Genomic DNA, 23,886 nt, shown 5'->3' on the forward strand with positions numbered 1-23,886 from the left:
GGGTTTTCCCTTCGTCTGAATTTGCTGAAGAACATTCTAGCCGTTAGGCGGCGAAGTTGATTCGGGTAAAGCTCGGGCAGTTACTGTGGTGACGATGCTTTTCTAAGTACCTCGTAAGTAATCTACATAATAAGCGCGGTGGATAGTGTGGATAAGTGGGGAAAAGTATTCTGCGAGAACGCGTCACGAGAGATTTTCAAATGTGGATAACTTCTGCATAACGGTGGATAAATAGCCAAGTTATCCACAGGAATTTTGATGCTTTTCAGATTTCCACATCAAAACGCGATTTATACACGAGTTTTCCACCGAAAATAAGTGGGTAATCCACGAGTTATCCGCAGACTTTACCCACATTTGTGAATAACTATGTGGATAACTTTGATGCTTTTTCGCCGGTCGCACGGCGTGTTGAACCCGAATATCATCGAGGAGAATCGATTCTGGAGACCGATTTTGACGTTTTTTCTGGTGCCTGCGGAAAAAGTGACGAAAACGGTTTGTCAAACGGCTTCTCCTGAATATGGAGTGCAAAGTGATTTGAAGCTGCTGCTACCGAGGCGAAACTACTACGAATTCGAATGCGCGCCCGCGGCGATGAATGGTTTTACACGCGCAACGAGTGCAAAGCAAATACGCGAACGGTATGGCTCGTTCCACGTCCGGTACAACGCGTTTGAGCGACGAAAAATGCATGTTTTGACCGTCCGGCGACGAAAATCGCCGAAAACGGTCTGTCAAACGGCTTGTGTCATTCAGCGTTATTTTGCTTCAGACGCACAGTGAGCTCCGTAACGTAGGTATAGATCTCCTGCTTCTGCTGCATTTCATCGCTGACACGCGTATATGCGTGCATTACGGTGGTGTGATCGCGTCCACCGAACACTTCACCGATATCCAGCAAGCTCATACTGGTCATTTCACGGGCAAGATACATGGCGATTTGGCGAGCCAAAGCCACATTCTTGGTACGGGAACGGCCAACCAGATCATCAAACGTCAAATGGAAGTACTTGGCCACCTGCCCGATGATGTCCGTGGGCTTGATTTCCACGTCGGTAGTGAAGAAATCCTGCAACGTTTGCTCGGCAAGAGCACGGGTGACCGGCTGATTGCTCAGTGAAGCCACTGCGGTGACGCGGGTAAGCGCACCTTCCAGCTCTCGAATGTTCTCCGTGAAACGTTCGGCAATCAAATCCAGCACGTCGCTTGGAATCTTGGAGCCGTTCATTGAGGCGATCATCCTCAAAATAGCGATACGGGTTTCCAAATCCGGTGGCTTGACGTCTACGGTCAGACCGGATTCGAAGCGGGAAATCAGTCGAGCCTCGAAGCCCTTCAAGTTCTTTGGCGCCACATCAGATGCGATGACAATGCGCTTATTCGCCTGGTGCAAGGAATTGAACGTATGGAAGAACTGATCCAACGTTGCTTCCTTGCCGCCAAGGAACTGAATATCGTCAATCAGAAGCACGTCGACCTGACGGTAACGGCGGTTGAATGCCGCAATCTGGCCTTGGCTTTGGTTCGGGTTCTGCAACGCATCGATGAATTCGTTGGTGAATTCCTCACTGGTTACATAACGAACCTTCAGATTCGGATCCTTGACCAGCGCATAGTTGCCGATGGCGTTGAGCAAATGGGTTTTGCCCAAACCGGATCCGCCATAAATACACAACGGATTGAAGTCCTGGCCTGATCCCTCGGCCACCGCCAGTGCCACGGTACGGGCGAAACGGTTGGAATCGCCGGGCACGAAGGAATCAAACGTAAAGTTCTTATTGAGATGAGTCTCCGGATCGAGATTCATCTTCTGCCCGCCGACCGGATACTGCTGCGGTTCGGAAGCCGGCACCGGCGAATACTTCGGTTCGGGCTTCGCCACTGGCTCAGGTTGTTTGAGACCATAGGGGTCGCGACCGAACTCGGCAACCGTGGGTGCGCTTTCCCGAGGATACGATTCCTTCGGCTGGGCTGGTGCTGCAGGCGCAGACTTGCTGGGTTTCGGCGCAACCTTGAAGGCCGGGAACATCGTGATGCCGGTTACGGTTTGCAAAGTGCGCAGCAGTTGCTCATTGAGATTGCCTTGAATGGCCTGCAACGTGTCATTGGACTCCACGCACAGCACAATGGTGGAACCGAATACGCCTTCGGGAACCACACCTTCGAGCCAACCCTTCTCTCTCGGGGTCAGCGAATTGCTGTGTTTGAGCATGGTGAGCGCATCCGACCAGATGCGGGCTGCCTCGACCGCGGGGTCGGCAGATGAACTAGCCATAAAGACCCCTTCTTCTTGCTCGTACGTACATGGATACAATAGGTAATGTTTACTACTATCCACGGAAGTTATCCACCGTGTTGCGTGTTGGAAATGCTGGATTGTGAATAACATCAATGTAGTTTGTGGATAACTTTTGGGTTGAAATGGTTGATATTACGCCACTTCTCAGGTCCTCGGCGTGTTGCGGGCGCCGTGTCGAAATGTGAAAACTCGTGCTTTATTTTGACTTGTGACCAGGGTTGAGAGTACGTTGGTATAGCTTGACTCACGTGAGGGCAGCGCGAAGCGTTGCCAAATAGACCTAGGAGCATTGATATGAAGAGGACGTTCCAGCCGAACAACCGTCGTCGTCACATGAAGCATGGCTTCCGCCTGCGTATGCGCACCCGTTCCGGCCGCGCGGTGATCAACCGCCGTCGCGCCAAGGGCCGCAAGAATCTGTCCGCCTGATCTCAGCGATCATTACCACAGCGGCATAGTCGAGGTGGAGAGGCTTCAAAGCCATCGTGATTTTGTCGGCGTATTGAAACGTCGGCGAAAGGTCGGTGGCAGAGACATCGTCGTGCATTATCTGGTGCTCGACGAACAGCATGACGACCAGGCGAATCATCGTCGCCTGGGTTTAGCCGTCTCCAAATCCGTAGGTAAAGCGGTTACCCGTAACACGGTGAAGCGCAGGTTCCGAGTCCTGGCCAGGATGCATGAGCACCAACTCCCGGAACATTGCGACATTGTGTTGCGCGCCAAGCCGAGCGCAGCTTCCGCTTCGTTCGAGTCCTTGGACCACCAAATTGCCAAATGCTTTGCTGCCGTGGCGAACAAGGCGAAGTGATATGTCTACTTCCATCAAGGCGGTGATGATTCGCGGAGTGCGCTGGTACCAGCGTCACATTTCCGCGAATACACCGCCTTGTTGTAAGTATTATCCGTCATGCTCAAATTACGCCATTGAGGCTTTCGAACGGTATGGCGCTTTCAAAGGGGGAGTGCTCGCCGTATTGCGATTGCTTCGTTGCCGGCCGTGGAGTCGCGGGGGAATAGACGACGTGCCGCAACACTATTCAATTTTTTATAGATTTTCTTGGTCGAAGGCTCATGAGGAACCTCGACTGACACCATTGGCCACGACCCAAGGAGAGGCCCATCGATGACTAATCCAAACCAATTCCTTCTCGATAGCGGATTCTGGGGATTCTTCTATAAGCTCCTGACTCCGGTCGAGTGGCTCCAGACTTGGATTCTGAAGCTTGTGCATGATTTCTTCGTGCTGCTTGGCATGAATGAGATCGGCGTTTCATGGGTCCTTGCCATTATCTGCCTGGTGCTGGTGGTGCAGATCTGTATCTTCCCGCTGTTCTACAAGCAGATTAAGTCGATGCGTAAGATGCAGGCACTTGCTCCGAAGATGCAGCGCATCCAGAACAAGTACAAGGGCAAGACGGATCAGGCTTCCAAGGAAGCCCAGAGCCGCGAAATGATGAAGCTCTACCAGGACAACAACGCCAATCCGGCCGGATCCTGCTTGCCGATGCTGATTCAGGGCCCTGTGTTCATGGCCATGTTCTACACGCTGTCCGCCATTCCGTACATCGCCAACGGTGTGCGTAAGGAACCGCTGGGTGCATTCGATGTGGCCACTGCCAAGCAGTTCACCCAGACCGATGTATTCGGCATCGTGAGCGTCACCGACAACTTCACTTCCGCTGCTTTTGCCGGCAAGATCGTCATTGGCATCTTCGTTGCATTGATGTGCTTCTGCCTGTGGTTCGTGCAGTACTTCAGCATGAAGCGTAACATGGCCGCTGCTTCTATGAATAAGCAGGCCGAGTCCATGCAGAAGATGATGCTGTGGATCTTCCCGATCATGTACATCTTCTCCGGCATCACCATGCCATTCGCTGTGCTGGTCTACTGGCTGACCAACAACGTCTGCAACTTGATCCGCACGGTCTGGCAGGTCACGTACTTCCCGACTCCGGGCTCTCCGGCTGCCGAGGATAAGGAGAAGCGCGATCACCGCCGCGAGAACGCTCGCCGTGAAAAGGCTGGTCTGCCGTCTCTGGAAGAAGAGGAGCTGATCAAGGCCAAGGAAGCAGCTGAGCACAAGGACAACAAGGGCTATCAGCGAGTCCAGCCTCAGCGTAAGCGCAAGCGCAAGTAAAACCATCTGTTGATTGAATGTGCTCCATGTTTCACGTGAAACATGGAGCACATTCGACACTTTGGACCTTGTTCATGGGAACAGGGCCTAGACTTGAAACTTAGCATTTGTTAGAAGGAGTACCGCATGGCACAGGATGACGAGAAGTCAATCGACCAGCTCAACGAAGAGGCTGACATCGCTGCCGATTACCTCGAGGGCTTGCTTGATATTGCTGACTATGAAGGCGATATCGAAATGGGAATTCGCAACAACCGTCCGACCGTTCAGATTGTTGCGGATGATGATACCGACATCAAGCATCTGATTGGTCGCAATGGTGAAGTAGTCGATGCTCTGCAGCAGCTGACTCGTCTTGCCGTGCAGCAGAAGACTGGTGAGCGTTCCCACCTGATTGTCGATGTGGATGGCTTCCTGAAGCGCAAGCGTCAGCACTTGCGTGATATCGCTCTTGATGCCGTTGATGCCGTGAAGGAATCCGGCGAGCCATATGATTTGAAACCGATGAACTCCTTCGAGCGCAAGGTTGTGCACGATGTGGTTCGTGAGGAAGGTCTGAAATCCCGCTCTCATGGTGAAGAACCTCATCGTTATGTGACCGTCTACCTGCGCAATAAGAGCGAGGATTCTGAAGACGCTGAGGATTTCGACCAGGAGTGATTTCGGATGCTGTTGAGATAAAGCCGAGCTTAACGGTAGTTCCACATCTCAGCAGCATGTGATTGCATTTGGTTTCATATCTATGAGGCGTCGTACCAGCGGCGCCTCATTCCATGTGTGATGTTTCACGTGAAACACAAGAGGGGAGTGACCATGACAGACGCTTTGGAAGGATCTCCGGTTCTGTCCGAGATTCTTAGGGATACGCTGCCTCAACTCGAATTGTTCCATAAGAAACTCGAGAGCGAAGGCGAACCTCGGGGTCTTATCGGTCCGCGTGACGTGGATATCATCTGGGAACGTCATATTCTGAATTCAGCAGCCATCGTGCCGTATGTACAGCAGTCGACCGCTGGTGCTCGATTTAAAACGGTGGCCGATGTTGGCAGTGGCGGTGGTTTCCCGGGATTGGTTGCTGCGGCTTGCCTTCCGGATCATCAATTTACGTTGATTGAGCCAATGGAACGTCGTATCGACTGGCTGACCGAGTGTGTGGACCTGATGGGTCTGAATAACGTGACGTTGGTTCGCGGTCGTTCTGATGAAGTCATCGCTCAGGTGCGTAAGCATAAGATTCATCCATTTGCCGTGGTCACCTGTCGAGCTGTTGCCCCCATGACTAAATTGTCGGGGTGGACGTTGCCGTTGCTTAAGCCGTCTGGTCAACTCATTGCTCTGAAGGGTCGTTCCGCACAGGTAGAGCTCGATAAGGCAAAGGATCAGATAGGGCGTTTCGGTGGACGTAATGCGCGAGTAGTGGAGGCCCCCGTGGGTCCGGATCTGGAACCGACGCATGTGGTCATTGTTGATAAGCGGTGATGAGCGTGGCTGTATTCACTATCCACTTATCCACATTTTGCACATGCCACTTAAGTTATCCACATTGGTAGTGCAAAAACGTGGATAAGCTCGAAATCGTTCAAAAATCAAGGATTTTTGGCAAGGAAAAACGTAAAAGACAGCGGTGAAGACACCTACTTATCCACAGTTATCCACATTGTGTTCTGAAAAAGTGGATAACCTCGCACCCTGTCCATGCGAATAGGAAGACTTGAAACTATATCAGTGCAAGGAGAAGCGATGGCCACGAAGGATCATCAAGAGGAAGTGATTGAGTCTGCTTCCGAAACCCTTCATCGTATTTTTGGTGGGGATAATTCTGGGTTGGGTAGCCAGATGGCCGATGAAAATTCACGGTACGAGGCTCTGCAGCAGGCTGTATTTACGAAGCCGAAGCGTACTCGACTGATTGCCGTCGCCAATCAGAAGGGTGGTGTAGGTAAGACTACTTCCACCGTGAATCTTGCTGCTGCAATGGCACAGTTTGGCGCTCAGGTTCTGGTCATCGACATGGATCCTCAGGGCAATGCCTCCACGGCACTGGGTGTTCCTCATGCTTCTGGTGATCCTTCTACATACGATGTGCTCGAAGGCCGTTCTTCTATTGAAGATGTCATCAGCGTTTGCCCTGATTTCCCGACGCTTGATGTGGTGCCGGCATCCATCGATTTGAGTGGTGCCGAACTTGAGGTTGCGGATTTGCCGAATCGTAATATCTTGTTGAAGGAAGCGCTTGAGCAGTATCTGCGCCAGTCTGACAAGCATTATGATTACGTCTTCATTGACTGCCCGCCGAGCCTTGGTCTGTTGGTAATTAATGCCATGTGCGCGGTGACGGAGATGTTGATTCCGATTCAGGCTGAATACTATGCATTGGAAGGTCTGGGACAGCTGATTAACACCATCGGTCTGGTTCAGGATCATTTCAATCCTGTGCTGCTGGTGTCTACTATGCTGGTCACGATGTTCGATCGTCGTACCCTGCTCAGTAGGGAAGTGTACAACGAGGTCAAGGGGCACTATCCTAATATCGTGCTGGATACTACGATTCCTCGCTCGGTCAAGATTTCCGAAGCTCCGAGCTTCTCGCAATCGGTTATCTCTTATGATCCTCGCGGTTTGGGTGCTATTGCTTATGGTGAAGCCGCTCTGGAAATCGCTGGACGCTCTCAGAATGTACTCGACGCTCTTGATTCGAGGAGGAAATAATGGCATCGAAATCACGATTGGGCAAGGGACTCGGCGCACTATTTCCTGATTTGCCAGGGGATGAGACTGTCGAGAAGAAAGTAAAGTCTCCTGAGAATGCCAAAAAGGTGGAGGAAACGAAGTCGGCAACCAAGGTGCTGGCCTCTGCTGCTACTTCAGTGGCGACTCCCGGTAAGGCATCGAACAATGTGAAGAAGAACATGGCCAAACGCGCGGCCATGCCAGCATTGGATGATATTGCTCACCCGAGTGATTTGTTCTTCGGTTCGGATTCACCTCAACCGCAGCTTCCGGTTGCCGACCTTCCGAAGGCGACGAGCAAGGATGTTTCACGTGAAACATCGAAGGCCGCTAAGACCGCTAAATCCGGTAAGGACGAAGAGAAGGTTGAGCTAAAGCCTGTGCAGGGCGGCTATCTTGCAGAGTTGAAGCTCAGCGACATTGGCCCGAACGTACATCAACCGCGTACCATCTTTGATGAGGATGAGCTCAACGAGCTATCTGCCTCTATCAAAGAAGTCGGTGTTTTGCAGCCGATTGTGGTGCGCAAGCGCCCGGCCGATCAGATTGCCGAAGCGAAAGCCAAGAAGGACGATCAGGAATCGTCTGCCAATCCGTTCGCTGGCCATCTGGACAGCCCGTATGAATTGATTATGGGTGAACGCCGTTGGCGTGCGTCTCAGCTGGCTGGTTTGGAAACCATTCCCGCCATTGTCAAGACCACTGCTGACGATGACATGCTACGTGACGCGTTGCTGGAAAACTTGCATCGCGTGGCATTGAACCCTCTTGAAGAGGCGGCTGCCTACCAGCAGATGATTGATGAGTTCGGTCTGACTCAAGCGCAGCTCTCCAAGTCGGTTTCCAAGTCCCGCCCGCAGATTGCCAACATGCTGCGTTTGCTGAACCTTCCCGCGGCAGTACAGAAGAAGGTAGCTGCTGGCGTGCTGTCTTCTGGTCATGCTCGCGCTCTGCTGGGCTTGAGCGATCCTGAGGAAATGGACAAGCTGGCATCTCGCATTATCTCCGAAGGTCTTTCTGTGCGCAGCACCGAAGAGATCGTGGCGATGAAGATTGCGTCGGGGGAGCAGCCGAAGAAGCCGAAGAAGTCCAAGACCAATCCGTGGGTTGGCTCGGCTGTGCAGCAGAGCCTGGAAAATCATTTCGATACCAAGGTGTCCATTAAGGGCACACAGAAGCACGGTCGCATCGAAATCGTGTTCTCTTCCCCGGAAGACATGGATCGCATCCTGAAGCTCCTGGTACCGAATCAGCCAAGCAGTGGCGATTCGGAATCCAAGTGGGTGTGATTGGCATGCTGCGATAGACTGAACTAGTCGGCAAAGTGCTGACGTGGGTTCGATTCTATCAATCGCATAAAGGCTGGCTTCTATGGATAGGAAGCCAGCCCTATTACTTTGCGCTAAATGCTCCGTACGGCAGGGTGAGCGACGCTGAGTTATAGCTCGAACAAATCATGGATGCCAATAAGCCTCACATCAGATTCGCTTGATGTAGCATCATCAATCAATGGTTGTTCGAAGCCACCAAGCGAGAATAGGTAGTACGACCGTTGATTGATACCAGTGCGAGACGCACGATCACGTAGTAGATTCAATACGGAACGATCTACAGGGGTATTACGGAATTTACATTCACCCGCAATGGCTGATGAGCCGGTAGCATTAATCGCCATTACATCAATTTCATCATGGCGATTCCACCATCGTCCAACCTCGCGAGCGTGGAATGGGAGTCGTCCAGCAGTGCTTTCACGCCATAGCCATGCTCGGCAAAGTTCTTCAAATGGTTTGCCAGCAAAATCATGAAGCATTGGCTTGATATGGTGTTTGTATACGCCCTCTATATCGCTTTGTTCCAATTCTGATCGGTAGGGGAAGAGGAACGTGTACCAGAATCTGAAGAAGTTGTCACTCAACTGGTAGAGTCCACGTGCACCTTTGGCTTGCTCTTTGAGTTTGGCGGTGACGGGGAACTCACGTTCCACGATGCCGAGTTCCATCAGGTTGTTGAGATAGGAAGGCACTGTTGCATTAGGCATCATTGCTTGTGTAGATATTTCGTTGAGTGATGTTGCTCCGAGGGCTATCGCTCGTATGATGCTGTTGTATTTTGAGGTTTCGCGCAATTCTTCGTGAAGAAGAAACTCAACTTCACTGTACAGGGGAGCAATGCGACGCAGGATATGCTGCTTGATGTTGACCTCGATGGATTCATCGGGGTCAAATTCTTCAAGATAGCGTGGGATGCCCCCTAATATCGCATACGCTAGAGCCTTGTCTTCATCGCTGTATTGCGGGAAGAAACGTGTTGCATCCCAGTATGGCATGGGTAGCATTTTGAGGATGCCGGTCGCACGACCGTAGAGTGGGGACTTTTCTCCAAGCAGGTCTTTTTCGATAAAGCTCATGGCACTGCCGCAGATTACTATCATCACATTGGCATTGCGTAAGGTGTGATCCCACAGATTCTGCAATACCGATGGGAGTGAGGGGTCCGATTTGACTAGATACGGGAATTCGTCAAAGATAATGAGTTTTCGCCGACCATTGCTGGCATTTGGCAAGCGTGTTATTTCGGTTAATGCACTTTCCCAGGAAGGATATTGCTGGAGATAATCTTTTCCGGGTGCACCTGCTTCGAACATGACGCGAGAGAATGAGGCTAGTTGCTCTTCTTTCGTGGCATGTTGCGCTGCGAAGAATATTGTGTCTTTGTCCTTGGCAAAGTGAATGAGCGTTTCAGTTTTTCCGACGCGCCTACGGCCATATACAAACACGAGCTGGGCTTTATGGGCAGCATAGCATTCTTCAAGCTGCTTCAGATCTTGTTCTCTACCAATGAATGTCATGCTGCCCATTCCATGCTGTGTGAGGTTTGTCTAACGTTGTTTTTCAAGGAAACAATTGTTAATTGGTTTACGATTTATATTATCACGATAATAATTATCACGATAATATAAATCGTAATCATATAAGGTGCAGCAATCGGTTGCGGCGATAGATGACCGTTGAATGATTCATACAAGCTGCAATGTTTCACGTGAAACAATAAGCCCCCATAGGTCAACGTTATGTGATTGGCGTATGGGATGAGGTGCCTGAGTGACGTTGAGATGAAGAGCAGCATCACCAATGATCTGAACGATTGCAGTGATAATCCACGCTGCATCGTGGACTTGGTCGAGTGCGTCATTCGCGATAGTGATGCCTTGGAGCGCGTCATCCGGTATGTTATCGGCGAGGAAGGGCATCTGATTACTGCCGCCAATATTGCCGCATACATGAAAAGCGAGCAGCGCAAAGTATCGCCTGAAACTATCGCCAATTATCTTAATGCCGCAGGCAAAGCGTTCCTTATCTACCGTGCGCCCCGCGAGGATTCCATCGGCAAACGCACGCTGAAAATTAACGAGAAATATTACGTGGTCGATCAGGGTTTGCGCCATGCCGTTGGCCTGAGCAACGCCAATGCCATCGATCAGGTGCTGGAAGGCATCGTGTACATGGAGTTGAAGCGGCGCGGCTATGACGTGCACGTGGGCAAAGTGGGGGATAAGGAAATAGACTTCATCGCCAGACGCGGTGACACGGTTTCCTACTATCAGGTCACGTACTTGCTTGGTTCACAGCAGACGGTGGACCGTGAGTTCGGCGTGTTTGATGCCGTGCGAGACAACTGGCCGAAGTACGTGCTCAGTATGGATGAATTCCCGCAAACGCACAACGGCATACGTGGCATAAACATTATCGATTGGCTGCTCGCCAAAGAGTAAAACGTGATTACTGTTATGTGCGCTATTCGCTCAGGTACTCCTGCGCATCCAAGGCGGCACGGCAGCCCATGCCTGCGGCGCTGATGGCCTGGCGGTAGACGCGGTCCACGCAGTCGCCTGCAGCGAAGATTCCCGGGGTGCTGGTGCGCGTGCTGGCACCGTCCACAAGAATGTACCCATCCTCATCGCGATCAACCACAGAAGCGGCAAAATCGGTGGCAGGCGTGTGGCCGATAGCCACGAACACGGCAGCGGTTTCCAACTCACTGGTCTCGCCGGTAACCGTATTCTTCAGTGAAACACTGCTCACATTCACCTGTGGCTTGGGCTTAAGGCCAATGCCGGGCAGCGAAGCAGGAATAGCAGCCGGTGCAGTTTCCTTGCCATGAATTTCAGTGACCACAGTATTGGTGAGCAAATTGAGCTTCGGATTTTCCTTTGCTCGATCCACCATGATTTGCGAGGCTCGGAACTCATCGCGGCGATGAATCAACGTCACAGAAGAGCCGAAGCGGGTCAGGAACAGGGCCTCTTCAAAAGCGGAATCGCCACCGCCAACCACTACAATCGGCTTGTTGCGGAAGAAGAAACCATCGCAAGTGGCACAGTAGGAAACACCGTGTCCGGAAAGCTCCACTTCACCGGGAACACCCAGCTTACGGAACTTGGAACCGGTGGCGATAATCACCGCACGAGTTTCCAACACCTCGTCATCGGACAGTTCCAAACGATACAGCGGCGCATTATCCGTGCCCACGGAAGCAATAGCAGTCACATCGTCGGCAACGAATTCAGTGCCGAAACGCTTGGCCTGCTCGCGCATGTTGTCCATCAAATCAGGGCCGAGAATACCTTCCGGGAAGCCGGGGAAATTCTCCACCTCAGTGGTGTTCACCAGCTGGCCACCCGGAGCCAAAGCGCCGGTAATCATCAGCGGATTCAATCCCGCACGGCCGAGGTAAATAGCCGCAGTGTAGCCGGCCGGACCAGAGCCGATAATAACAACGTTGTGTGCCATAGTCTCTCCCCACATAAAAGTCTTCGGTATTCCTAGGTTCACCATCATACGGGTGATACGTCAGCCTTCCCGTAATTTCGGCCCAAAGCCACAATGCCCTCCACGAGGGAGGGCATTGTGTGCGTGCAATGGAAGCGCGGGTTAGAAGACTTCTACCTTCTGAATGTAGAGCTGGTTCTGAGGCAGGCTATCCATCGGCACCCACAGCATCAGATCCTGAGTGGTGACCGACTTGCTGAACTTCACTTCAGTGGTACCACCTTCAGCGAAGGTGAAGGAAGCCATCTCCTCGCCCTCAGACGGATTGCCGGTTGTGTTGGCGCGAATGTATCCCTTACCACCCGAGCTACGGATGGAGATGATCATGCGAGACACATCATGTGGCTGATCAAGATGCAGGGTGTAGCCATAACCAGACTGTCCACCAGGGTTGGAAACGAAGTTGGCGCTTGAAATGGTGTATGCCGTAGTGTTCACCACGTGCGGCTGCGGTACGGACTTGACCGACCTATCTTCCACAACCTTCTTCACAGTGGACTTCTTCTGAGCCTTAGCGTTGCTCGAAGAAGAGGAGGAAGAGTTGGACTTCTCTGAATCCTGCGTACCGGAATTGGAAGAGTCAGAAGAAGAGTTCGAACTCGAGTTCGAGGACTGAGAGGAATCCGTGGAGTTGGAATCGTCAGCAGAACCGGAATCAGAAGATTTCTGATCGCCGAACGGAACCTCGTTCATGTTCACATCCGGCCAATCGCCGGTGGAAGACTTGGTGGTATCCGTGGCATCGGCCGGGTCCACACCGCTCTTCTGGAATGCGCTCCATGCCCAGAATCCAGCGGCAACCACAACAACAAGTGCCACAATCAGAGCCACTACCTTGGTGGTAAAGCTACCAAACAGGTTCTCGTTAGGCAGATGATCGTCTTCGCCAGTCTTTTTCACAGGCGGATTCTTCGGATCATAGCTCGGCGGAATGGCCGCAACCTCAGCAATACGAGCCTGCTCTTCTTCCAACGCGCGCAATGACTCTTCACCCGGCTGAATCTCACGGCCGCCAGCGTCATAGACCGGAATACGGCTCGTAGTCTCGCCATAACCATCCGTAGAAATCGGAACGGTTGGGTGAGAGTTGCCAGCAAAGGCACCGGCAGCAGGAGCGTTGAAATCATTGAACCAATCGGCCGTATCATCGCCGGAAAGATTCTCAGCATTCCAAGCATCAGAGAACTTGAAATCGAACAGGTGACGGCCAGGTTCCTCCACTGCCGCACCATTCGGACCTGGAACAGCTGCGACAGGGCCGGCCTGAGTAATCGCCAGATCGGGCAGCTGCTTGCTGGTAATCAGCGAAGCAGGAATTTCACCAAGCTCCGCAGCAGTATCAGCCTTATTCAGCAGCATACGAATAATGGAGGGATCGCCAGCAACATTCGGCAAAGCAATCTCAGTATCGTCGAGCTCCTGCAGCGGCTTCCAATCGCCCAGCAGTGCATCCAATTCAGCCAAGGAAGCCATTGGCAGCGTAAGCTCATCGCCGCTGAACAGCTCCAAGCCACGCTTGCAGATAACCTGGAACTCACCAGGGGTATCCTGCGGCAAAGCAGCCAAAGTAAAGGCAGGCTGCTGAGGATTACGCTTCCTGGTCAGCAAGGCATACAGCAGTGCCGCCAGCTGGCGAACGGCATGACGTTCTGCGCCATCCTCCTCCAGTGATGCGCCGGAAGTATCGGCCAGCAGCGGAGCGAAAGGTGCGCCCGTGATTTCAATGCCAGCGCTGGAAATACGAACCGTATCCGTGGTGAGCACGATGCTTGCGGTAGCGTCTCCGTGCAACATCGGGCGAATGGCTTCAGACAATTCGCCGATGATCGAGCGCATCGCATTAAAACTCAGCGGGCTGCTGGAATGCAAGCTGATGTATTCAGTCAGCGATTTGCCGCTATCCACCGGCGTGATAACCAGCATGGAATCACCCTGACGGCGATACTTCTGCACCGGCACAAAATGCTCAGGGCGGGTAGCCGTAATCGTGCCCGCGATTTCGTTAATGGTATTGAGCTGGCGGCGGTCAGTGACCAAATACAGCTGGCAGTCCTTGGCCAGAATACGGTCATTCGCCTTCCAAGCTTCAATGCCGGGTTCCTCACGCAGTGCTGACACCAGTGTGTATCGGTTAAGAATGGTATCGCCCAATTGCGGTTTCATATGCGTGTCCGGCTCCATACGATTGTTACTAATACTGCTTGGGATTGTCTTTGACATTCTATCCGTGGGGCTAGCCTGAGAGAAGTCCTCCTCAGGGGTGATTTCTTGGCCCGTTTCACTAGGTGAAATTCCCTGAGCGCTATCGGGAGTGTCGCTTGGCTGATCATCAGCAGTAGCCGCAACCATGTTGCGACCCAACCCCAATCGCGCCAGCATAGGGCCCGCAATAGCCTTCAATTCCTGCGTGCGCAGCAGCCACAGTACGGCCACATACACCACAGCCAGAACGATGGTAAGCACTACGCAGATGCCCACAGCGGAAAGCCAGCCCATATGACCGCCGCCAGGATTGGCTGCCGGACCATTGGGATCAGGCCTATGGAAGATGCCGCCATCCATATGCTTGGCCGGCTGAATATCAGCCTTGAACAAATCCACTATCGGATTCTTGAGCAAGCGAACTGCAACGCCAGCCACCACTGCGGCAGCCAGCGCCTTGCCATAGGCCACGCCTACCACCTTCAGACCAAGGTGCCCATTGAATTTCTTACGCAGCATCATCAACGTAGGCGGCAAGGCAATAATCGAACCAATCGGTGCGGAACAGGCGATGCCCACCACCCAATACTGCGGCGGCAGCAGTACCATACTGGCCACCATCAGTGCGATGACGCACGCATAGTCGATGAGATTGCACAGGAACGGATGCCAACCATCCTCAAACGCGTAGAACGTGCGCTGAATCAGCAGGAATCCAGAAACCAGCGGAATACCGAAGCTCAACGGAATCAGCGCATATGAGATCAGCATCGTTTCGTTCATCGATACAGACGGCAGCAGCGCGCGAATAATCGGCTCTGGGAACACAATCATTGCCGCAGCGAAGAACATGATGACCAAGCCCACATTGTTCAATGCACTGCTCAGATCAGTGCGCGCCTCATCCAGGTTATGTTCGGCAATGGAGCGCGAAATCTTCGGGAACATGGCTGTGGATACAGACACCGCAATCAGCGAATACGGCAGGATAAACAGCGTGTAAGCGTTCTGATAAGTGGCGTTGCCGGCAATATCGAACAGGCTGGCGCCAACCATCTCATGTGCGCGAAGCGGTGCCAGTGTGGCGATACGGGTTTGAATGATGCCGGAAATTTCGGTGATAACCACCACACCCAGTGAGCCTAAGGCCACTGGGCCCATCGCCTTCAAACCGAAGCCGGTCAAACCGAACTGCGGGCGGTATTTGAAGCCGAGTCGCATCAGAGGAATAAAAAGAATCAACGCTTGGAAGGCCACGCCCAGCGTCCAAGTGCCTGCGGTAAGCGCAATTTTGCCGCCTGTCCAGAAATCGAGCGGCTGCTCATTGGCTTTACCGAACAGCAGAATGAACGCGGTGAAGCCAGCGCAGCTGATGACATTCGCACCGGTGGAACTCCACGCATAGGCGGTGAAATGGTCTTTAGCGGCCAAGATCTGGCCCAGCACGGTGTAAAGGCCATAGAAGAAGATCTGCGGCATGCACCATAGCGTGAACGCCGTGGTGAGCGCAATCATCTGAGAATCATTGCCGCCAACGTATAGACGCGTCAGCAGAGGAGAGGCGGCACCCATCAGAACCGTAACCGCCAGCAGGATGACGATAGCCAACGTAATCAGGCGATTCAGACGTTCCTGGGCGTCTTTTTCCTTAAGCGTGCGCACAATCTGCGGCACCAGCACGGCATTGAAAATACCGCCGGTCACCAGCGTGAAAATGGCCTGCGGAATCATTGAGCCGGCCTGATAGGCGTTTGCGGCGAGCCCGGTGGTGCCCATAGCCGCAGCCAACAGAATCGTACGAATTTGACCGGTCACACGGGAAGCCGCAGTGCCGGAAGCCATGATGAGTGAATTACGGCCTACGGTAGAACTCATTCGTCGGGATCCTTCTTACGGTTGAACTGGCGCCACAATCCCACCACGCCCAGCAGCACGGCGAAACCGATAATGACGAAGCCGCTGGCATCGCTGATACGCAGCACGCTGGTTATCACAGTGTCCTGCGTGTTGCCGAACGCATTGCCGTGGCGGTCGGCCAGTGAGATATGCGCGGTGGTGGAGCCGGAAGTAGAGACACGAATGGTGAATGCCACTTGGGCTTCACTGTGAGCGGGAATCACAATGGTGTTGGATCGTGACGTGACGATCTGCATGGAATCAGTAATCGAATTCACCTGCACATTAACTGCATACGGCAGATTATTGCTCACGGTTACCGGCATTTTTGCTGATTCGCTGAACACGGAAATTGATTCGGAAGGCGTGATGCTCACGCTGTTCAGCAGCGTATTCGCCATGTTCTGTGCGGCATCCGCCATACGCTGATGGCTTTCGGTTGGCTCGGAGCCGGTGAGGGCGCGCAAGGCCATGCTGTCATGGAGGGCAAGCAGGTCGCTGATCCACTGCTTGGGATTATTGCTATGGCTTGCAGTGGAATCCGCGTCACGACGGGCCAGAGCCTGAGTGTCCAACGTATCGATATCGCTGGAATTCACACTGTTCTTAAGAATCGAACTGGCCAAGCGCGTCATGTTCTGCCTGCTGCCGGCAAGCTGGTTCAGGATTGACTGCGTTGCCGAGGTATCAGGTGCGTCTGCATTCTGATTGACCGAATCATTCACCTGATATGGATCCATGCTGGCCATCGTGTTCAAATCGGTGAGATTGAGCCAAGATGCCTGTTCGAGCGCGCTCATCACCTGATTGATCCAATCTGCCGAACTCGAACGAGTGAACGTCATCAACAGGTTGCGCGTGGTATACGGCTGTTCCATTTGGTAGAAGGCGCTTTGGGCGAGCAGACGGGCTAAGCGGCCGGCATCGCTGGTTTCAGCAGTGGCTTCCTTGCTGGTGGCATGACCATGCGCCAGCGTGCCTAATTCAGACTGCTCCTTGAGCACGGTCACATCGCCGGCTGACGTGTTGACCGTATATGTGCCAGTGTGCACGGTATCAGTCTGCTCGGCATCAAACGAGGAGCCGGCAATAACCGTGGTATAGCCTTGCGCACGAGCTTTGGTGAGCGCATCCAACGTCCAGTCGGCCGAACCCTGCCAAGCATAGGCATTCGGCGTATCCGTGGTTTTAGTGGCCACTGCATACAGCGTCTGTGTACTCTTCGCAGTCCACTGAGCATCCGAAACACCGGCACTGGTATACGCCGAAGCATTATTGACTGCAGCATATGCGGTGATATCAAAATCCGCTGGCTGCATCACACCGGCTACAGTCGGCTTGCTGCCCGATTCCTGCAAATACAGCGGATCGGCCACGACCTGCAGCTTAGGATGCTTGGCCACAGCCTGTTCCACTGCCTTGGTCTGCGCAATGCTCTGCGTGCTCAGCAGCAGCGGTTCGGTGCTGTTCGTGCTGACGGAAGAATCCGCATCATCGGAAGCATCATCATTATCAGTGTCGTTGTCGGATGAGGAACCGTTACTGTTGGCGGTTTCCTTCGACTGGCTACCGGATGCCTGCGCAGCCGACGAGGACGACGACGTATCATTTTCCTCAATCAGATCGGTGATTGCCGTCTCATTGGTTTGCCAGTCGCTAGACGTTAACGGCATGGCCACAGTAAGACCCATAGCCGGCGTTTGCGCGGTATTAAGCCCGTCTGCAGAGCGGGTCAGGAAGCTGTGCAATTCCTCATGCGTATCGCCTGCCACATAGTACAGGTTGAGCGGCTTGGGACCCCAGCTGCGCATCGATGTCAGCGTCTGCTGGTCTGCCGTCACATCAATGGCCACGGTTGCCGTACTGCCTGCGGTGATTGCCGGCACATCTACGGTTGCGAGATTGTTCGGCGTGGGAATATTGGTACCGTTCTCTGCCCATGCCTGCATATCGGAGCGCGACGCAAAGGTGAACAACGCATTGGTGTTGACGGTAAGCGAGCCGGCAGGTAGGTCAGCGTCGCTGCGATTGGCCACCACAATCTGCATGTGGAAACCAGAGGAAGCGGTGACGATAGGCGTGCTCTGTGCGATGGTCAACGTTTCCGCTGGCTGGTTTTGCGCGGATGAGGCTTCGGATGTTGTCTGGCTATCCGTTGCGCCATTCGTTGTGGTTGTTGTGGTATCCGCCCATGCGGTCGGTGCAAACAGCATCGCTCCAGCCACCAAAGCTGCAGCGACGGCATGTGCAAAACGCCCGCCATGATGCGGGCGGTGTTGGATTGCGGGTAGGGTCACTCGTTTGCCTGCCTGTTCTTCTTCCTGGCGTACAGCCACGCGATTTTGCGTTCGTTCGGGTAGCTCAGTACATCATCCAAATCATCAAAACGCACCCAAATAGCGTCCTCGGCCTCATGATCCGGGTCGCCTTCTACGGTCAGTTCGCCACCAGTCTGGCGCAATGCAAAATGATGCACCAGCTTATGCACACGCTGCGTGGTTCCGGTGAACCAGTAGTCAATAGTGGCGATGGAATCAATCACCTCACCCAAGATGCCGGTCTCCTCATGCACCTCGCGTACAGCTGTCTGCTGCGGTGTCTCGCCCTTTTCGATATGTCCCTTAGGCAAGCACCATTCCAGATGACCGGAACGTGAATGGCGGGCGATAATAGCCACGCGGTTCTGATTGTCGAAAATCAGACCACCAGCCGAATATTCGCGTACCACGGGCAATTCCTGAGCATCCAATGAGGCGAACGTAGTGGGTCCATCGGAAGTGCGCTTCTGCGGCATCATGGCCGGGGTCGGGCCGGTTGGAACAGTCGGTGTGGCTGCTGGCGCTGCAGCGGATTGTGCTGTGGTTTGCTTGGCGGATTGTGCAGCGTTCGACACAGCGCGCAGCACATCCGCAGGCGTCGGTATGACGGGTGCGGGGGCTGCTTCTGGCACAGTTGGCTCAGGCGCAGTCGGCGAAACAGGTGAGTCCGTTGACGGTGTTACTGCAGGTTCTGCATCTGACTGGGCAGCTGGAGCGGTGAAATGCAAGGTTGCGGCTGCAATAGCGCGCATGGCCGCTGCGGCAGACAATGGTGCCTTGGTATGCTCAACACTCTCAGCATCTGCTGTAACAGAAGCGCTCGGGCCATCCGCAACAGTGTGTGCGGCATCCTGATTGCCTGCCGAATCCACTGAAATAAAGGATTCTGATGCGTTCTGAGGAGCTTCAGTAGTGGGTGAACCAGCGAACTTCCGTCCGAACACCGTGGCCGGTGTAGGAGCAGAAGTCTCAATTGGCGGAGCTGGCGCAGCCGATGCTGCAATGGCGATGCTGGCCATCGTCTCCGCTCCAGCTTCGGCGGCTATGCCATCGGTTTGCCCTGCGATGGTTTCGTTCGGCGTGGCGATGGTCACCGTGGCTTTCATGCCGAACACGGTGGCCGGAGTTGGCGCAACGGGCTGCTGCTCATCGTTGCTCACAACCGGGGTAGAATCCTCCAAATCCGCAGAATTCTGCGGTGTTTGCGAGGTATACAGCAGCTGATCTTGGGTATGGTTGCCCGCAGCATTGGGTGTTTGCCCAATCATGTGGGCAAGGTCGGCGGGCGTAATCATGGTTCCCACCTTACTCAATCCCGTGTGCAGGTGGGGTAACGGTATGCTAGGAGGGCAGAAAAACGTCCACATAGGGGAAGGTGCCCATTGGATTTCGAAGTGTGGCCCGAGGCGATTGAACTTGGCCGACTGTTCAAGGAACAGGGGTATGAGCTGGCATTGGTCGGCGGTCCGGTTAGGGACCTGCTCCTGCATAGGCGTAGCCATGACCTTGACTTCTGTTCGTCCGCCAGACCCGAGCAATTCGAACCGATTCTGCGCCGTTGGGGGCATGACGGATTCTGGGATATGGGTCGTAAATTCGGCACGCTGGGAGCTATGCGCCGGCGCGCGGACGGTACCGAAGTCAAGGTGGAAGTCACCACCTATCGTTCGGATACGTATGACCCGGATTCACGCAAACCGGAAGTCAATTATGGCGACACGCTCGAAGGTGATCTGTCGCGCCGTGATTTCACCGTCAACGCAATGGCATTGCGCGTGCCCGATCTGGAATTCGTGGATCCGTTCGGTGGCGCCAGCGACTTGGCCAAGGGCGTGTTGCGCACGCCGGTCGATCCTCGCCAGTCATTTGACGATGATCCGTTGCGTATGATGCGCGCGGTGCGATTCGTGGCACAGCTGGGCTTCAGCATCGCGCCCGATGCCGCCGAAGCGATTACTTCTATGCGCGACCGCATTGAAATCGTCTCCGCTGAGCGCGTGCGCGACGAACTGACCAAACTATTGCTTTCCGACCGCCCGCGCGCGGGTCTTGAAGCATTGGTGGATTCCGGTCTTGCAGACATTGTGTTCCCGGAGATTCCGGCTTTGCAGCTGCAGATTGACGAGCACCACCGCCATAAGGATGTGTTCGAGCATACGATGATGGTACTGGAGCGTGCAATTGCTTTGGAAACCGGTCCGGACGGCCCGGTGCCTGCTCCAGATTTGACGCTGCGCTTGGCTGCGGTGATGCATGACATCGGCAAGCCGAAGACCCGTCGATTCGAGCCAGGCGGCAAGGTGAGCTTCCACCATCATGATGCCGTAGGCGCCAAGATGACCCGCAAACGTTTGAAGGCATTGCGTTTCGACCATCATCTTGTGGAAGACGTCTCCGAGCTGGTCAACCTGCACCTGCGCTTCCACGGGTATGTGGATGAGCCGTGGACTGATTCCGCGGTGCGCCGCTACGTGAAGGATTCCGGCCATCTGTATGAGCGTTTGAACCGTTTGACCCGTGCCGACGCCACTACGCAGAACAAGCGTAAGGCGGCGATTTTCGCGCATGCGATGGATGAGATGGAAGAGCGCGTGCGCGAGTTGAAGAAGAAGGAAGACTTCGACGCGATTCGTCCTGACCTGGACGGCAATGAGATGATGGCGCTTTTGGGCTTGGAACCTGGTCCGATGATTGGCCGAGCTTACAAGCACATGCTCGAATATCGCCTTGATAATGGCCCAGTCGAGCATGATGTGGCCGTAGCCGAACTCAAACGCTGGTACGCCGAAATTCAGCAGTGATCTTTTTTCTGGCTCCCTCTGATGAGGGAGCTGTCAGCGGAGCTGACTGAGGGAGAGAAGCAAGCGGGCATACGCCTGCAGAAAGATCTATCGGCCGTAGGCCGATTCTGATAATCAGGCCAGATACTAAAAAGAGGCAGCCCTGAGGCTGCCTCTTTTCGTAGTCACACGACTAGCAAATCATTGTGCAGGATACGCGTCATGCTGAGTATCTGCCGGAAGATTGGTCATCTTATCGGCGGCCTTGCAGCCTTCGATGCTGGTGATTTCCTTACCTTCCTGTGGGGACTGCTTCTCATCCTTCAAATCGTTGAACGTAGCGCCGAGCACCACATCAATGAGCTGATCTTCGCGGGCGTTCATAATCATCGTGGCATCAGTGAAGTTGCCTGCCACGGTGTACGCCTGATTGATGGCGTTCTTGCCGAAGTAAATCGTAGTGCGTTCCACATTGGTGGAGGAGAAGTTGCCGGCTTCCTGCATGGCGAATCCGCGAACACCCAACGCGTTGCTCACAGCGGCAGCGAACTGGGAGTGAGAGGTGCCGTTCAACACGCGAACACCAATCGAAGTATTGGACACATACTTGGCCTTGCCGTCGTCACCCTTTACGGCGCACGGCGCAGGGTTACCATAATTCGGCTCCGCCAACGGCGTGGAAACCAAGCCCAAGCCGCCCACATGGAAATTGAATAGCAGCGAAATCACCAGTGCAACCACCATCACCGCGCCACTGATGGAAAATACGACGGTCTGGCGGCGGCGTACGTATCGTTTACGGGCCTGACGTTCGTCAATCTGTTGCGGCATCGTTAACTTCCTTCACTCACAAGTGGCTTGTTGCTACATTAGCGTCACTGGGTGACGCGATGACTGGGGTCGCCGGTGCCTGAGCCCTGATAATGCGGTCAGCGGCATTCTGCTCGACCCAAGTATCGATAACGCGTTGTGCTGTTGCGGCATCAGGCACAAAAGCCACCACAGAGGGGCCCGAGCCAGAGACAAAAGCGTGACGCGCTCCAGCCTGTAACGCGGCTTCGATGGCCTGACCGCTGCGCGGGTGCAGACTAATGGCGGCGGCCTGCAAATGATTACGGTCGCCGGCTCCTGCGCCCACCACATCGAACGTGTGATACACCTCGGGAGTGCTTAACTGTGATTGATAAGCACCAATCAACACTTCGCCGGTAAACCCTTGATCATGCAGATCCTGAGCCCATGCGCTGTTCGGATCGATGTCTTCGATCCGCTCGCCAAAACCGGTGCCATGCGCAAGCCCGCCCGTCAAGCAGAACGGCATATCCGCACCCAACGTGGCGGCTATGGCGCGCAGCCGCTCCATAGGCCAATGAAGATCCCACAGCCGGTCAATAGCAAGGATTGCGGCGGCCGCATCCGCAGAGCCACCGCCCAAGCCTGCGCCAACCGGAATGCGCTTGGTGATAGTCAGAGCTACATCCGGTTCGCGGCCAGCCTCCTGGGCCATAGCGAACAAAGCCAAAACGGCATGATTGCGGCGCATATCGCTGCTTGATGAAGCCAGATCGCCGAGGTGGGCGCCTTCAAGTTCCAGCGAGAACCCAGTGCCGGGTTCTTTCGCCGCTGCGGTGACCGTGTCGTACACGCCAACTGCGCAATACACCGTATCTAAAGCATGGCGACCGCCCCACTCCTCATGGGTGGGACCCACTTCCAATGTGAGATTGGTTTTCGCCGGGCAATCCACTCGCACGGCAGGAGCATATGCAGTAGTCATTATGCCGCCTTGTTGTGAGCGGAAACTGCAGAAGCCAGCGCGGCGAATTCACTGATGGTAAGCGTCTCGCCACGACGGGTCGGATTAATACCTGCGGCCGTGAAGGCTTCCGCAGGCACCATATGCTTCAATGCTGCGTGCAGCGTTTTGCGGCGTTGGCCGAATGCGGCATCAATCAGCTGGAACACCTGTTCGCGGTCAGGTGCTGCATCTCCCGTAGCGGGATTGCTTGCGTCATCAGCGGCGTATCGAGTGAACTTCACCAAAGCGGAATCCACGTTAGGTGCCGGCCAGAATACGTTGCGGCCAATCGTGCCCACACGTTCCGCAGTGCCATACCATGCGAGCTTCACACTCGGAGTGCCGTAAATCTTAGAACCAGGCTTGGCGGCAAGCCTATCGGCCACTTCCTTCTGCACCATAACCAGGAACGAACCCAGATGGTCAAAGCGCTCCAGCAAGGTCAGCAGAATCGGCGTGGCCACGTTATACGGCAGATTGGCCACCAGTGTGAAGGAATCATCACCATTGAAATCCGGCACATTTTCAGGAGTCACAGTCAACGCATCACGGTTGACCACTTTCAAACGGTCCGCGGCTTCAGGCATGAACTCAGCCACCGTGCCGGGCAGACGTTCGGCCAGCGGCGGGTCGATTTCCACTGCGGTCATCGAAGCGCCGGTTTCCAGAATCGCCAAAGTCAGGGAACCCAAGCCTGGGCCAACTTCCATCACATGATCAGTGCTGGTAACACCTGCTTCGCGCACAATGCGGCGCACGGTGCCAGGGTCAATCACAAAATTCTGGCCGAACTTCTTGGTCGGGCTCACGCCGGCGTCAGCGGCGATACGGCGAATATCAGCGGCTCCCAGCAGATGGCCGGCAGCGGTGTTTGCGGTTTCAGTCATA

General features: G+C 54.1%; 20 protein-coding genes. 11 read left to right on the forward strand and 9 right to left on the reverse strand.

Translation table 11 applies throughout. The features are described 5' to 3' along the window. The first annotated feature begins 371 nt into the window (after positions 1–371). Entirely contained in the window at positions 372–521 is a 150-nt protein-coding gene (locus tag BISA_RS12895) for a hypothetical protein (RefSeq protein ID WP_156099595.1), read from the forward strand. A 230-nt stretch (positions 522–751) separates the two neighbouring features. Here the strand turns inward: BISA_RS12895 and dnaA are convergent, their stop codons facing one another. Then, entirely contained in the window at positions 752–2,278 is a 1,527-nt protein-coding gene (dnaA, locus tag BISA_RS08875; protein WP_033891493.1) for a chromosomal replication initiator protein DnaA, read from the reverse strand. Between the two features lie 318 nt (positions 2,279–2,596). Between dnaA and rpmH the strand changes: the two genes are divergently transcribed. The 8 genes from rpmH (at position 2,597) to BISA_RS08910 (ending at position 8,461) form a co-directional block, all read left to right on the forward strand. Then, a complete protein-coding gene (gene rpmH, locus BISA_RS08880) occupies positions 2,597–2,731 on the forward strand; it encodes a 50S ribosomal protein L34 (protein ID WP_003825298.1) in 135 nt (44 codons plus the stop codon). Positions 2,732–2,765: 34 nt separating this feature from the next. After that, positions 2,766–3,113 carry a ribonuclease P protein component gene (gene rnpA, locus BISA_RS08885; protein WP_033891494.1) on the forward strand — a complete coding sequence of 116 codons (348 nt, stop codon included), beginning with the start codon at positions 2,766–2,768 and terminating at the stop codon, positions 3,111–3,113. Between the two features lies 1 nt (position 3,114). Then, positions 3,115–3,432, forward strand: coding sequence for a membrane protein insertion efficiency factor YidD (gene yidD / locus BISA_RS12625; RefSeq protein WP_081890083.1), 318 nt, complete (start codon positions 3,115–3,117; stop codon positions 3,430–3,432). Further along, positions 3,429–4,442, forward strand: a complete 1,014-nt coding sequence (gene yidC, locus BISA_RS08890) for a membrane protein insertase YidC (RefSeq protein WP_033891496.1) — start codon at positions 3,429–3,431, stop codon at positions 4,440–4,442. The genes yidD and yidC overlap by 4 nt, the downstream gene beginning before the upstream one ends. A 126-nt stretch (positions 4,443–4,568) precedes the next feature. Further along, positions 4,569–5,102, forward strand: coding sequence for a Jag family protein (locus BISA_RS08895; RefSeq protein ID WP_033891497.1), 534 nt, complete (start codon positions 4,569–4,571; stop codon positions 5,100–5,102). A gap of 153 nt (positions 5,103–5,255) precedes the next feature. After that, positions 5,256–5,921 carry a 16S rRNA (guanine(527)-N(7))-methyltransferase RsmG gene (gene rsmG / locus BISA_RS08900; protein WP_033891499.1) on the forward strand — a complete coding sequence of 222 codons (666 nt, stop codon included), beginning with the start codon at positions 5,256–5,258 and terminating at the stop codon, positions 5,919–5,921. Between the two features lie 261 nt (positions 5,922–6,182). Beyond that, a complete protein-coding gene (locus tag BISA_RS08905) occupies positions 6,183–7,151 on the forward strand; it encodes a ParA family protein (protein WP_033891500.1) in 969 nt (322 codons plus the stop codon). After that, positions 7,151–8,461, forward strand: a complete 1,311-nt coding sequence (locus BISA_RS08910; RefSeq protein WP_033891502.1) for a ParB/RepB/Spo0J family partition protein — start codon at positions 7,151–7,153, stop codon at positions 8,459–8,461. Before BISA_RS08905 ends, BISA_RS08910 begins: the two co-directional genes overlap by 1 nt. 149 nt (positions 8,462–8,610) lie before the next feature. On the opposite strand, the gene BISA_RS08915 is transcribed toward BISA_RS08910, so the two are convergent. Further along, complete coding sequence (locus tag BISA_RS08915; RefSeq protein WP_033891503.1) at positions 8,611–10,023, reverse strand: ATP-binding protein; 1,413 nt, start codon at positions 10,021–10,023, stop codon at positions 8,611–8,613. Between the two features lie 264 nt (positions 10,024–10,287). Between BISA_RS08915 and BISA_RS08920 the strand changes: the two genes are divergently transcribed. Next, entirely contained in the window at positions 10,288–10,947 is a 660-nt protein-coding gene (locus BISA_RS08920; protein WP_051917452.1) for an ATP-binding protein, read from the forward strand. 22 nt (positions 10,948–10,969) lie between these two features. Here the strand turns inward: BISA_RS08920 and BISA_RS08925 are convergent, their stop codons facing one another. From BISA_RS08925 to BISA_RS13495, 4 genes are all read right to left on the reverse strand, one after another. After that, positions 10,970–11,965 carry an NAD(P)/FAD-dependent oxidoreductase gene (locus BISA_RS08925; RefSeq protein WP_033891504.1) on the reverse strand — a complete coding sequence of 332 codons (996 nt, stop codon included), beginning with the start codon at positions 11,963–11,965 and terminating at the stop codon, positions 10,970–10,972. A gap of 141 nt (positions 11,966–12,106) precedes the next feature. Then, positions 12,107–16,081 carry a murein biosynthesis integral membrane protein MurJ gene (locus BISA_RS08930; protein WP_033891505.1) on the reverse strand — a complete coding sequence of 1,325 codons (3,975 nt, stop codon included), beginning with the start codon at positions 16,079–16,081 and terminating at the stop codon, positions 12,107–12,109. Next, entirely contained in the window at positions 16,078–18,315 is a 2,238-nt protein-coding gene (locus BISA_RS08935; RefSeq protein ID WP_033891506.1) for a DUF6049 family protein, read from the reverse strand. The genes BISA_RS08930 and BISA_RS08935 overlap by 4 nt, the downstream gene beginning before the upstream one ends. A gap of 80 nt (positions 18,316–18,395) precedes the next feature. Further along, positions 18,396–19,526 (reverse strand): NUDIX hydrolase, encoded by a 1,131-nt coding sequence (locus tag BISA_RS13495; RefSeq protein ID WP_420308725.1) that lies wholly within the window; start codon positions 19,524–19,526, stop codon positions 18,396–18,398. Positions 19,527–19,802: 276 nt separating this feature from the next. Between BISA_RS13495 and BISA_RS08945 the strand changes: the two genes are divergently transcribed. After that, positions 19,803–21,221 (forward strand): CCA tRNA nucleotidyltransferase, encoded by a 1,419-nt coding sequence (locus tag BISA_RS08945; RefSeq protein WP_033891507.1) that lies wholly within the window; start codon positions 19,803–19,805, stop codon positions 21,219–21,221. A gap of 180 nt (positions 21,222–21,401) precedes the next feature. Here the strand turns inward: BISA_RS08945 and BISA_RS08950 are convergent, their stop codons facing one another. The 3 genes from BISA_RS08950 to rsmA are packed head-to-tail and all read right to left on the reverse strand — an operon-like array spanning position 21,402 to position 23,885. Next, positions 21,402–22,031 (reverse strand): LytR C-terminal domain-containing protein, encoded by a 630-nt coding sequence (locus tag BISA_RS08950; RefSeq protein ID WP_033891508.1) that lies wholly within the window; start codon positions 22,029–22,031, stop codon positions 21,402–21,404. A gap of 16 nt (positions 22,032–22,047) precedes the next feature. Beyond that, positions 22,048–22,977: a 4-(cytidine 5'-diphospho)-2-C-methyl-D-erythritol kinase gene (locus BISA_RS08955; protein ID WP_051917454.1), complete on the reverse strand. Its 930-nt coding sequence runs from the start codon at positions 22,975–22,977 to the stop codon at positions 22,048–22,050. Next, positions 22,977–23,885, reverse strand: a complete 909-nt coding sequence (rsmA, locus tag BISA_RS08960) for a 16S rRNA (adenine(1518)-N(6)/adenine(1519)-N(6))-dimethyltransferase RsmA (RefSeq protein WP_033891509.1) — start codon at positions 23,883–23,885, stop codon at positions 22,977–22,979. Before rsmA ends, BISA_RS08955 begins: the two co-directional genes overlap by 1 nt. Position 23,886: the final 1 nt, after the last annotated feature.

Source organism: Bifidobacterium saguini DSM 23967 (assembly GCF_000741715.1).
Classification (GTDB): domain Bacteria; phylum Actinomycetota; class Actinomycetes; order Actinomycetales; family Bifidobacteriaceae; genus Bifidobacterium; species Bifidobacterium saguini.

What these genes read in the sequence shown, in the direction of transcription:
- dnaA (WP_033891493.1), bottom strand. Translation starts at nt 2,278, where the DNA reads ATGGCTAGTTCATCTGCCGACCCCGCGGTCGAGGCAGCCCGCATCTGG.
- rpmH (WP_003825298.1), top strand. Translation starts at nt 2,597, where the DNA reads ATGAAGAGGACGTTCCAGCCGAACAACCGTCGTCGTCACATGAAGCAT.
- yidD (WP_081890083.1), top strand. Translation starts at nt 3,115, where the DNA reads ATGTCTACTTCCATCAAGGCGGTGATGATTCGCGGAGTGCGCTGGTAC.
- yidC (WP_033891496.1), top strand. Translation starts at nt 3,429, where the DNA reads ATGACTAATCCAAACCAATTCCTTCTCGATAGCGGATTCTGGGGATTC.
- BISA_RS08895 (WP_033891497.1), top strand. Translation starts at nt 4,569, where the DNA reads ATGGCACAGGATGACGAGAAGTCAATCGACCAGCTCAACGAAGAGGCT.
- rsmG (WP_033891499.1), top strand. Translation starts at nt 5,256, where the DNA reads ATGACAGACGCTTTGGAAGGATCTCCGGTTCTGTCCGAGATTCTTAGG.
- BISA_RS08905 (WP_033891500.1), top strand. Translation starts at nt 6,183, where the DNA reads ATGGCCACGAAGGATCATCAAGAGGAAGTGATTGAGTCTGCTTCCGAA.
- BISA_RS08910 (WP_033891502.1), top strand. Translation starts at nt 7,151, where the DNA reads ATGGCATCGAAATCACGATTGGGCAAGGGACTCGGCGCACTATTTCCT.
- BISA_RS08915 (WP_033891503.1), bottom strand. Translation starts at nt 10,023, where the DNA reads ATGACATTCATTGGTAGAGAACAAGATCTGAAGCAGCTTGAAGAATGC.
- BISA_RS08920 (WP_051917452.1), top strand. Translation starts at nt 10,288, where the DNA reads ATGAAGAGCAGCATCACCAATGATCTGAACGATTGCAGTGATAATCCA.
- BISA_RS08925 (WP_033891504.1), bottom strand. Translation starts at nt 11,965, where the DNA reads ATGGCACACAACGTTGTTATTATCGGCTCTGGTCCGGCCGGCTACACT.
- BISA_RS08930 (WP_033891505.1), bottom strand. Translation starts at nt 16,081, where the DNA reads ATGAGTTCTACCGTAGGCCGTAATTCACTCATCATGGCTTCCGGCACT.
- BISA_RS08935 (WP_033891506.1), bottom strand. Translation starts at nt 18,315, where the DNA reads ATGCTGTTTGCACCGACCGCATGGGCGGATACCACAACAACCACAACG.
- BISA_RS13495 (WP_420308725.1), bottom strand. Translation starts at nt 19,526, where the DNA reads ATGAAAGCCACGGTGACCATCGCCACGCCGAACGAAACCATCGCAGGG.
- BISA_RS08950 (WP_033891508.1), bottom strand. Translation starts at nt 22,031, where the DNA reads ATGCCGCAACAGATTGACGAACGTCAGGCCCGTAAACGATACGTACGC.
- BISA_RS08955 (WP_051917454.1), bottom strand. Translation starts at nt 22,977, where the DNA reads ATGACTACTGCATATGCTCCTGCCGTGCGAGTGGATTGCCCGGCGAAA.
- rsmA (WP_033891509.1), bottom strand. Translation starts at nt 23,885, where the DNA reads ATGACTGAAACCGCAAACACCGCTGCCGGCCATCTGCTGGGAGCCGCT.